Genomic DNA, 9912 nt, shown 5'->3' with positions numbered 1-9912 from the left:
TGAGCACCCCCAGCAGGATTCGAACCTGCGGCCTCGACGTTCGTAGCGTCGCGCGCTTTCCGGCTGCGCCATGGGGGCAAGAAAAAACCGCCGTGCGGATCGCGGCGGCGGCTCGGGTCGGGACGGGCTGGGGTCAGCCTCGTCGCCGGGCCGGGGCCGGGCGCTCGGTGTGGCGCATGCGCTTCACGACGGCCCCCTTCCGGTCGGTGGTGGTGCCGGGCACGGGACAAACGATAGGCCCGCCCGCGCCCGGCGTTCAACGCATTTATCCGCCGAGGTCTTTCAGGGCCTTGTCGGCGCCGCGGTGCAGGACCACGGGCGCGGTGTCGCGGGCCTTGGCGATGTCGATCTCCTTGGCGGCCGCGTTGGCCTGTTCGAGTTGCGGCTTGCGGTCGAAGAGGGCCTTCGTGAGGACGCAGGCCACGTTCGCGTCGAGGTTGTCGCGGACGAGCAGCACGTTGGGGACGATCACGGTCGGCACGTCCGCCGGTGTCTTGTATGTGGCCGCGGGGATGACTCCGGTCTCGTACACCGGATTGATCTTCTGCAGGGCGGGCAGGAGCGGGGTGATGTCCAGGAAGGCGACCTTGGCGCCCTGGGTGGTGAGCAGGTCGGTGATGCCGGGGGTGGGCAGGCCGCCGGACCAGAAGAGGGCGTCGATCGTGCCGTCCTTCATGCCGTCGACGGTCTTGGTGAGGTCGAGGCGCTGGGCCTGGACGTCCTTGGCGGGGTCGAGGCCGGCGGCGGTGAGGACGCGGTTGGCGATGACCTCGGTCCCGGACTTCGGGGAGCCGGTGGAGACCCGCTTGCCCCGCAGGCCGGCGACGTCCTTGATGCCGGCTCCGGCGCGTACGACGACCTGGGTGTAGTTGGTGTGGATGCGCGCGAGGGCCTGCACCGGTTGGGGCGCGGTGAAGCTGTTGCGCCCCTCGACCGCGTCGGCGGCGCTGTCCGCGAGCGAGAACGCCACGTCGAACTCGCCGGCGACGAGCTGCTGGATGTTCTGCACCGAGGCGCCGGTCTCGGAGGCGGTCGCCTTCACCTTGCCGCCCGCGGCGCCGATCTGTTCCGCGTACGCGTTCCCGAGCGCGAAGTAGACCCCGGTCGCGTTGCCCGTGGCGATGCCGATGCGCGTGTCGTTCGCCACGTCGCAGGTGACCTCGCCGCCGGTGTCCGTGGCCGCCTGGTCCTGCTGTCCGCCGCACCCGGCGAGGATCGTGCCCGCCAGGGCGAGGGCGAAGACCTTTCTCATGTCAATTGCCTCCTTCTCCAACAGAACGCGAGTGCCAGCACCAGCGCGATCACGCCGGCGAGGATCGTCAGCGGTGCCAGATAGAGCAGCAGCAGCCCGGCCAGCGCGCTCAGGACGCGGGTGGTGGTCCCGGCCGGTCCGATGCCGGGCACCCAGGCGCCGGTCGCGACGGCGAGGGCGGCCACGGCGAGGGCGGAGACGGCCGTCGTCCACAGGATGCTCAGGAACGCTCCGCGGGCGAGCAGGTGCGACCCCTGGTCGGTGAGGACGAACGCGATCGGGGCGAGGAAGGCCGGCAGGGCGTACTTGAGGGCCTGCCACATCGTCGGGACGGTGCGGCCGCCGGTGATCGCGCTCGCGCCGACGGCGGCCAGGGCGGTCGGGGGCGTGACCTCGGAGAGCACCGAGTAGTAGAAGACGAACATCGCGGCCGCCGGGGCGGGCACGCCGAGGCTCAGCAGGGCCGGGCCGATGATGACCCAGCCGATGATGAAGCTGGCGGTGACCGGCACGGCCAGGCCCAGCACCGCCAGGGCGACCGCGGCGAGTACGACCGTGAGCGCGAGCACCGCCGTGGGGTTGTCGGTGACCGCCTGCGCGCCGCTGACGAGCAGCGAGGCCAGCTGGGCGCCGAGACCGGTCTTGGTCGTGGTCGCGGTGATGATGCCGGCGGCGGCGCAGACGGCCACGACCGGGAGTACGCCGCGGACGCCCGCCGACAGCGCCTGGAACAGCCGCCGTGGCGTGAGCCGGTCGGGCCCCAGGAACGACAGGCCGAACGCCAGCAGGGTCGCGTAGACCACCGATCTCGTGGCGCTCTGGCCCAGGGCGAGCAGGACAATGATCAGGACGAGGGACGAGAAGTGGTAGCCGTACTGGAGGAGCAGCCGCCGCGCGCTGACGTCCGGCACCTCGACGGATCTGACCCCGAAGCGCCGGGCGTCGATCTCGACGGCGAGCACGATGCCCAGGTAGTAGAGCAGTGTCGGGATCATCGCCCAGCCGAGCACGGTCAGGTAGGAGACCTCGAGGTACTCGGCGACGATGAACGCGGCCGCCCCGAGCGTGGGCGGGGACAGGATCGCGCCGACCCCGGCGGCGGCCAGCATCCCGCCCGCCTGTTCCGCGGGGTAGCCGGCGCGGCGCAGCAGGGGCCAGGTGACCGCGCCGACGCTGACAGCGGTGGCCGTACCGGATCCGGAGACCGTGCCGAGCAGGAAGCCTGCGGCGACGGCGGTCCTGCCCGCGGCGCCCCGCGACTTGCGGGAGGCGGCGACGGACAGGTCGACGAAGAAGCGGCTCGCGCCGGAGAGGTCCAGCACGGCGCCGTAGATGGTGAACAGCACGATGTACGTGGCGGCGACGTCGAGCGGCGTACCGTAGAACCCGCTGCCCGAGTTGAACAGGGCGTCGACGATCTGCGCGAAGTCGAGCCCCGAGTGGGCCACGCTCCAGCTCTGCGGGAGCAGCCCGCCGTAATAGCCGTAGGCGAGGAAGGCCAGGCAGACGATCGGCAGCGCGAGTCCCGTCGTGCGCCGGCACGCCTCGACGATCAGCACCAGCAGCACCGCCCCGGCGAGCACGTCGGCGGTGCCGAGCAGCCCCTGCCGGTCGAGGAAGCCGTTGTAGCCGCCGGTCGCCGGGTTGAGCGGGTAGAGGCAGACCACCAGGCTGACCGCGCAGAGCACCCAGTCGACGACGGTCGGGCGGTCGCCCTTGGCGGCCGGCCGGCTGCGATAGGCCAGGAACACCAGCGGCAGGGTGCCGGCCAGGAAGACGATCAGATAGAACTGGCTGCCCTGCGGCAGGGGGCGGAAGATCTGCCACAGCACGAGTACGGCGACCAGCGCGGCCACCACGGCGACGCCCCGCCCCGTCACTCCGGTGAGTGATCTTGCGGGTAACTCCTCGTCATCGAAGTGAACGGCAGGTGGGTCGGCGGTGATCGAATCAGGACTTTGTGGCAAACTGCCGCCGGGCTTCGCGGCGACCGGGGGCGGCTGGATGTCACTCGGAGATCGACCGTCCTCCATGGAACGGACCGTACCGCGTCGTGGGCTCTTTGTAACCATGGATAAAACGGACAAAAAGAGTATCCGGGGCGGGGCCGGAGCGTTGATTGGGGTTATGGTGCGACGCTCATCGCTGCAGGAGATCCGGGAGCTCACGTACAAGCCCAAGGATGCCTGGTGGACCGTGCTCCTCGTGGACCCGGTCGCCGTGCACCTGGTGCGCTTCGTGTCGCCGTACCGGTGGATCACGCCGAACGTGCTCACCGGGCTGGCCACGATCCTCGGCCTCGGATCGGCGTACTGCTTCGCGCAGCAGGACCGCTGGTGGGTCGTCGCCGGCGCGCTGCTCTTCCACGTCAGCTTCATCGTCGACTGCATGGACGGCAAGATCGCCCGGCTCAACGGGACCGGCTCGATGTTCGGCACCTGGCTGGACTTCATGTTCGACCGGGTCCGCGTCTTCATCTGCGCCCTCGCGCTCTTCGGCGGTCAGTACGCGCGCACCGGTGACATCGCCTACCTGTACGTCATGATCGCCATGGTCTTCCTCGACCTCTTCCGCTATGTGAACGGCGCCCAGATGGGCCGGGTCCGCGCCTCGATGCGCGAGCGGCTGGAGGCGGCCCGGGGCCCGGTGCCCGAGCCCGTGGTCGAGCCGGCCGCCGAGGGCGCCGCGGTGGGCAAGCGGGGGCTGCGGTCCCGGATCGGGCGTACGCTCGCGCAGCACCGGATCCGGACGCACCTGTTCAGCGGCATCGAGTTCGAGATGACCGTGTTCATCATCGCCCCGCTGACCGGCTGGATCATCCCGGTCTCGATCGCCGCCGGCGCGTTGCTGCTGGTCTTCGAGCTGCGCCTGATCTATCGGCTGTGGCAGGCGACGCAGGCGTTCCCGGTCGCGCTGGCCAGGGCCGAGGCCGAGCGGGTCCTGACCCCGCAGCTGTGATCATCGCGGCCGGGACCTGACCCCGCAGCTGTGATCAACGCTTCGGGGGCTGGCGCCGACCGGCCCCCGAGGCGCACGATGCTGGCCATGTCGACCTTCCGGGCAGCCCGCGACTTCCTGCTCCGCCACGCTGAGGACTACGACACCGCCCGGGCCGGCTTCGCGTGGCCCGAGCTGGACGAGTTCAACTGGGCGCTGGACTGGTTCGACGTCATCGCCGAGGGCAACGACAAGCCGGCGCTGTGGATCGTCGAGGAGGACGGGAGCGAGGCCCGCTACTCGTTCGCCTCGCTCGCCGAGCGCTCCAACCGGGTGGCCAACTTCCTGCGGTCGCTCGGGGTGCGCCGGGGCGACCGGATCGTCGTCATGCTCGGCAACCAGGTCGAGCTGTGGGAGACGCTGCTCGCCGCGATGAAGCTCGGCGCGGTCGTGATCCCCGCGACGCCGCTGCTCTCCGCCGCCGACATCGCCGACCGCGTGTCCCGGGGCGGCGCGCGTTTCGTCGTGGCGCTGTCCTCGGCGGCGGCGCGGTTCCCCTCGTCGGACATCTGCCACATCTCGGTCGGCGACCCCGTGCCGGGGTGGCATCCCTTCTCGTACGACGCCTCGGCGGCGTTCGCGCCCGACGGGGTGACCCGGGCGACGGACACGCTGCTGCTCTATTTCACGTCGGGGACGACGGCGCGGCCGAAGCTCGTCGAGCACACCCACGCGTCCTATCCGGCGGGCCACCTCTCGACCATGTACTGGATCGGCCTGCGCCCCGGCGACGTGCATCTCAACATCTCGTCGCCGGGCTGGGCCAAGCACGCGTGGAGCAACGTCTTCGCCCCGTGGAACGCCGAGGCGTGCGTCTTCATCCACAACTACACGCGCTTCGACCCGGCCCGGCTGCTCCGCGAGATGGACCGCTGCGGGGTCACCAGCTTCTGCGCCCCGCCCACGGTGTGGCGCATGCTCATCCAGGCCGACCTGAGCGCGCTGCCCACCCCGCCGCGGGTCGTCGTGGGCGCCGGCGAGCCGCTCAACCCCGAGGTGATCGAGCAGGTCCGCCGCGCCTGGGGCGTCACCATCCGCGACGGCTTCGGCCAGACCGAGACGACCGTGCAGGTCGCCAACACCCCCGGCTCCCCGGTGCGGCCCGGCTCGATGGGCCGCCCGGTGCCCGGCTACGACGTCGTCCTGATCGACCCCGTCACGGGGGCCGAGGTCCCGGCGGAGGGCGAGATCTGCCTGGTCACGTCGCCGCGCCCGCTCGGCCTCATGACCGGTTACCACGGCGACCCCGAGCTGACCGCCCGGGCCATGGCGGGCGGCTGGTACCACACCGGCGACATCGGCTCCCGCGACGCGGACGGCTACATCACGTACGTCGGCCGCGCCGACGACGTCTTCAAGGCCTCCGACTACCGGATCTCCCCCTTCGAGCTGGAAAGCGTCCTGATCGAGCACGAGGCCGTGGTCGAGGCCGCCGTGGTCCCCTCCCCGGACCCCGTGCGCCTCAACGTCCCGAAGGCCTACGTGGTGCTGGCCGCCGGCTGGCAGCCCGACGAGGCGACCGCGAAGTCGATCTTCGAGCACTCGCGCGCCCACCTCTCGCCCTACCAGCGCATCCGCCGCCTCGAGTTCACCGACCTCCCGAAGACGATCTCCGGCAAGATCCGCCGCGTCGAACTCCGCGAGGCCGAACAGGCCAAGCAGGCCGCCGCCGAGGGCGCCGTCCCCGAGGCCGAGTTCCGCGACTGAGCCCCCTCCGGGCGCGCGATCGCGCTGTCCCCGCGGCCGGGTTCCGTGACCGAGCTTCTCGGGCGCGTGATCGCACTGTCCTCGCGGCCGGGTTCCGTGACCGAGCTCCTCGGGGCGCGCCGATCGTGCTCAGTCCGGGGCTCGGTGCCGGCCACTGCCCACGGGCTGGGCGGCGCGGGCGGCGGTGCCGCGCTTGACGGAGTACATGGCGTGGTCGGCGGCGCGCAGGGCCTGGTCCGGGTCGTCGGTGGCGGCGGCGAGGTGGACGCCGACGCTCGCGCCGATGCGGACCTCGTTGCCGAGGACGCGGAAGGGGTGCTCGAGGGCGGCGCGGACGCGGGCGTTCATCGAGTGGGCGTCGGCGGGGGTGGTGATGCCCGGCATGAGGACCACGAACTCGTCGCCGCCGACGCGGGCGAGGACGTCCTGCTCGCGTACGCAGGAACTCAGGCGGGAGGCGACCTGGCGGAGGAGGTCGTCGCCGGCCTCGTGACCGTAGCGGTCGTTGACGGGCTTGAAGCCGTCCAGGTCGACGAAGAGCACGGCCACGGGCGAGTCGCGCAGGGACGAGCCGAGGGCGTCCTGGAGCCGGCGGCGGTTGGGCAGGCCGGTCAGGGCGTCGTGCTGGGCCTCGTGGGCGAGCCGTTCCTGGAAGGCCCGGGTCTCGGAGATGTCGCGGGCGTTGATGACGATGCCGGCGAGGGCCGGGTTGTGCCTTTGATTGCTGGCGGTGAACTCGAACCAGGTCGCCTCGCCGGCCGCGTTGAGGATGCGGGTCTGCAGGCGCAGCACGCCCGCCCGCCGGCTGCGCAGGCCGGCGAAGGCCTCCTCCATGCGGGGACGGTCGCCGGGGTGGACCAGGTCGAAGACGTTGGTGCCCTGCAGGGAGCCCGGCGGGAAGTGCAGGACCGACGCGGCGCTGGGGCTCGAGAACGCCACGTGCCCCTCCTCGTCGAGCACGGCGACCATGTCGGGGGCGTGCTGGAAGAGGGCCTGGAACCGCTCGTCGGCGCGCCGCCGCTGGACCTGGGACCGGTAGCCGAGGATCAGGATGCCCACCGCGCCGATCACCAGCATGGCCAGCAGCGCGAGGTTGATCGTCTGGCTGCGGCTGTGCACGGCGCCGTCGAAGGAGGCCCGGGACTGCGTACGCACGTAGGCCCAGCCGCCCGGCAGCAGGTCGCCCGTGACGACGACGGCGACCTGCCGGGTGCCGCCCGCCGAGTACTCGACGAAGATGGAGCCGCTCGGATGTGCCGCGGCCGCCGCGACGATCGCCGGGTCGACCTTGGTGCCGACCACGCCCGCCTCGCTGCTGAAGCCGACCGTCCCGGTGCCGTCGACGATCGTGGTGAGGTGCGCGGTGCTCTTGAGCTTCGCCGTGTACGCCTGCAGCGTCGTGGTCGTCAGCCGGCTGAACCCGGTGAGGATCCCGGCCGCCGCCCCGCCCACGACGACGGGCACCGCCACGCCCTGCACGGCGACGGGAGTGCCGTCCGCGGCGGTCGCCGTCATCACGGGGGAGAAGGCCGGCTTGCCCTCGGTCAGCAGCGCGCGGAGCACCTGATAACCGTCGTCCGACGCGGCGGGCAACGGGTGGGCGCGGGTGGTGGTGAGCGCGGTGCCGTCGGGGGCCGAGAGCACAGCGCCGTACGGGAAGAGGGCGGACTCGGCCACGTACTCCTCCAGGGCAGCCCTGTCGCCCGCGTCGCCGGCGGCGAGGTGGAAGGAGTGACCCGCGACGAAGGCCGCGAGGTCCTTGGCCGCGAGCAGCTGCATCTGGCCGGCGAGCGTCGCGTTGTTGACCGCGAGGGCCTCCGTGTCGGTGCGGTGCACGGTGTCGGCGGCGCGGAGGGCGGACCGGTTGACGAGCACGCCGACGACCCCGACGGCGATCAGCAGCACCACGCTGACGACGACGGCGATCCAGTTGCGCAGGCGCATCGGTCCTCCCTCGGCTGAGCCCATCGGACGGCGGCCGGGATTCCGGAGGAAACCGGCCGGGTCCATTGATGCGCCCTCTCGCTACGGGAGGTGCAAATCGCGGTCAGCGGCGCCAGGGCGGCGGCCGGCCCTGCAGCCACCACTGGAGGGAGCGGGTGACCTGCGGCAACACGAGGTAGGTCATCAGCGGGGTGAGGCACAGCGTGGTGACGAGAGTGCGCAGGACCACATTCCAGTGGCCCGTGACGTGACCGAGGGTGACCGCTGCGAGCAGGCTGAGCGGGAAGAAGCCCAGCCAGATCGTCACCGCCTGCTTCCAGCGCGGCGGCGGGGCGGGCTGCGGGGTCAGGTCGTCGACCGAGTGCTCGCGGGGCGGGTCGAACCACCCTTCGATCCCGGTACGCCGCTCGACGCGCGTGTGCTCGACCATGCCCTGGGCCGACGAGAGCCACCACTGCCGTTGCGGTGATTCCTCCCACGCGTGCAGGGCGTCCGCGTCGGCGAAGCGGTAGAGCATGTGCCAGTCGGTGGACCCGAGCGCGGGGCGGACCCAGCCGACGCCGAGGAAACCGGGGAAGTGCTCGGCGAGGGCGGTGCCGGCGCGGACCCAGGCGAGCATCTCCGCGTTGCGGGAGGGGTCGGCCCGGCGGGTGATCGCCACGGTCACGGCGAGCGGCGGGGGTGCGGTTTCCATTCCCACATTCTGGACTGCGGGCGGTCGGGCCGCGCGGTGATGATCGCCTCACCGCCGAACTTGTCCACAGGCCCTCCGCCAAGATCGCCCCGGGCCGGTAGGTTCGCTGACCATGACACGCCTTCGAAAGCTCTCGATGGCCGCGGCCGGTCTGCTCGTGCTCGCCGCGACCAGCGGTTTCACCTCGTCCGCCCCGGCACCCTCGTGGCGGCTGTCCGACACGGGTGTCACCGCCCGCTTCCGTGGCCTGGCCCCGGTCAGCGACCGCGTGGCCTGGGTGGCCGGCTCCGGCGGCACCATCCTGCGCACGGTCGACGGCGCGCGCACGTGGCAGCGCGTGGATCCGCCGGGCACCGCCGACCTCCAGTTCCGTGACATCGAGGCCTTCGACGCCGACCACGCCGTCGCGCTGACGATCGGCGAGGGCGACCAGTCCCGCCTCTACGCGACGGCCGACGGCGGCCGCACCTGGAGCGAGACGTTCCGCAACGAGGACCCGGCGGCCTTCTACGACTGCGTGACGTTCCTCGACCGCCGGCACGGGCTGGCGCTCTCCGACCCGGTCGACGGTAAGTTCCGCATCCTCGCCACCGCCGACGGGGGCCGCACCTGGGCGGTGCTTCCCTCCACCGGCATGCCCGCGGCGCTGGCGGGCGAGTTCGCCTTCGCGGCGAGCGGCACGTGCCTGGTCTCCGCCGACCGGGCCGGCGCGGGCCGGGCCTGGTTCGCGACCGGCGGCGGGGAGCGCGCCCGGGTGTTCGCCACGACCGACGGCGGCCGCACCTGGCGGGTCACCGACAGCGGCATCCCCAGCGGCCCGAGCGCCGGCGTCTACAGCCTCGCGTTCCGTGACCCGTGGCACGGCGTCGCCGTCGGCGGCGACTACGCGGTGCCGGAGACCGCCCCGGACGCCGCGGCCACCACCCGCGACGGCGGCCGCACGTGGCAGCCTGCCCGCACCGAGCCGGGCGAATACCGCTCCGGCGCGGCCTGGCTGAGCGCGTCGACCGCACTGGCTGTCGGCCCGACCGGCAGCGACATCAGCTACAACGGAGGACGCACGTGGCAGGAGTTCGACGGGGGCAGCTTCGACGCGGTCCTGTGCGCGGGCGGCTCGTGCTGGGCCAGCGGTGAGCAGGGCCGCGTGGCGAAACTGACCTGGAAGCGATGAAAGAGAATCTCCAGAGCGCCGGATGGATCATCGGCGGCATAGCCGGGCTGACGCTCTGCGTGTGCTGCGGCTCGTCGGTGCTGTCCGGCGTCGAGGACATGTACGAGACCACCCCGCACGCCGGCCTCGCCACCCTGGCCGCCGTCG

At 72.2% G+C, this 9912-nt stretch carries 7 protein-coding genes and 1 tRNA gene; 3 read left to right on the top strand and 5 right to left on the bottom strand.

Translation table 11 applies throughout. From position 1 onward, the window contains the following. Positions 1-4: 4 nt before the first annotated feature. The 3 genes from RBH18_RS41160 to RBH18_RS41150 form a co-directional block, all read right to left on the bottom strand. A tRNA-Arg gene (locus tag RBH18_RS41160) sits at positions 5-78 on the bottom strand. A gap of 187 nt (positions 79-265) precedes the next feature. Next, entirely contained in the window at positions 266-1252 is a 987-nt protein-coding gene (locus RBH18_RS41155; RefSeq protein WP_306215943.1) for a TAXI family TRAP transporter solute-binding subunit, read from the bottom strand. Next, positions 1249-3132: a TRAP transporter permease gene (locus RBH18_RS41150; RefSeq protein ID WP_306215942.1), complete on the bottom strand. Its 1884-nt coding sequence runs from the start codon at positions 3130-3132 to the stop codon at positions 1249-1251. The genes RBH18_RS41155 and RBH18_RS41150 overlap by 4 nt, the downstream gene beginning before the upstream one ends. 247 nt (positions 3133-3379) lie before the next feature. On the opposite strand from RBH18_RS41150, the gene RBH18_RS41145 reads away from it, so the two are divergent. Continuing rightward, positions 3380-4210 carry a CDP-alcohol phosphatidyltransferase family protein gene (locus RBH18_RS41145; RefSeq protein ID WP_306215941.1) on the top strand — a complete coding sequence of 277 codons (831 nt, stop codon included), beginning with the start codon at positions 3380-3382 and terminating at the stop codon, positions 4208-4210. Positions 4211-4297: 87 nt separating this feature from the next. Further along, positions 4298-5956 carry an AMP-binding protein gene (locus RBH18_RS41140; protein ID WP_306215940.1) on the top strand — a complete coding sequence of 553 codons (1659 nt, stop codon included), beginning with the start codon at positions 4298-4300 and terminating at the stop codon, positions 5954-5956. A gap of 129 nt (positions 5957-6085) precedes the next feature. Here RBH18_RS41140 and RBH18_RS41135 read toward each other — a convergent pair whose 3' ends face one another. Together RBH18_RS41135 and RBH18_RS41130 are read right to left on the bottom strand one after the other, a co-directional pair. Then, positions 6086-7900: a sensor domain-containing diguanylate cyclase gene (locus RBH18_RS41135; RefSeq protein ID WP_306215939.1), complete on the bottom strand. Its 1815-nt coding sequence runs from the start codon at positions 7898-7900 to the stop codon at positions 6086-6088. Between the two features lie 103 nt (positions 7901-8003). Further along, positions 8004-8594 carry an antibiotic biosynthesis monooxygenase gene (locus RBH18_RS41130; RefSeq protein ID WP_306215938.1) on the bottom strand — a complete coding sequence of 197 codons (591 nt, stop codon included), beginning with the start codon at positions 8592-8594 and terminating at the stop codon, positions 8004-8006. Between the two features lie 112 nt (positions 8595-8706). Between RBH18_RS41130 and RBH18_RS41125 the strand changes: the two genes are divergently transcribed. Then, positions 8707-9765: a WD40/YVTN/BNR-like repeat-containing protein gene (locus RBH18_RS41125; RefSeq protein ID WP_306215937.1), complete on the top strand. Its 1059-nt coding sequence runs from the start codon at positions 8707-8709 to the stop codon at positions 9763-9765. Positions 9766-9912: the final 147 nt, after the last annotated feature.

It is taken from the genome of Actinoplanes oryzae (assembly GCF_030757795.1).
Classification (GTDB): domain Bacteria; phylum Actinomycetota; class Actinomycetes; order Mycobacteriales; family Micromonosporaceae; genus Actinoplanes.
Note: the sequence above shows the minus strand (reverse complement) of the source record. Positions and strands in the feature narration are given on the sequence as shown.

Excerpts from the sequence above, each read along its gene's own strand:
- RBH18_RS41145 (WP_306215941.1), top strand. The coding sequence starts at position 3,380 with ATGGTGCGACGCTCATCGCTGCAGGAGATCCGGGAGCTCACGTACAAG.
- RBH18_RS41135 (WP_306215939.1), bottom strand. The coding sequence starts at position 7,900 with ATGCGCCTGCGCAACTGGATCGCCGTCGTCGTCAGCGTGGTGCTGCTG.
- RBH18_RS41130 (WP_306215938.1), bottom strand. The coding sequence starts at position 8,594 with ATGGAAACCGCACCCCCGCCGCTCGCCGTGACCGTGGCGATCACCCGC.
- RBH18_RS41125 (WP_306215937.1), top strand. The coding sequence starts at position 8,707 with ATGACACGCCTTCGAAAGCTCTCGATGGCCGCGGCCGGTCTGCTCGTG.
- RBH18_RS41140 (WP_306215940.1), top strand. The coding sequence starts at position 4,298 with ATGTCGACCTTCCGGGCAGCCCGCGACTTCCTGCTCCGCCACGCTGAG.
- RBH18_RS41155 (WP_306215943.1), bottom strand. The coding sequence starts at position 1,252 with ATGAGAAAGGTCTTCGCCCTCGCCCTGGCGGGCACGATCCTCGCCGGG.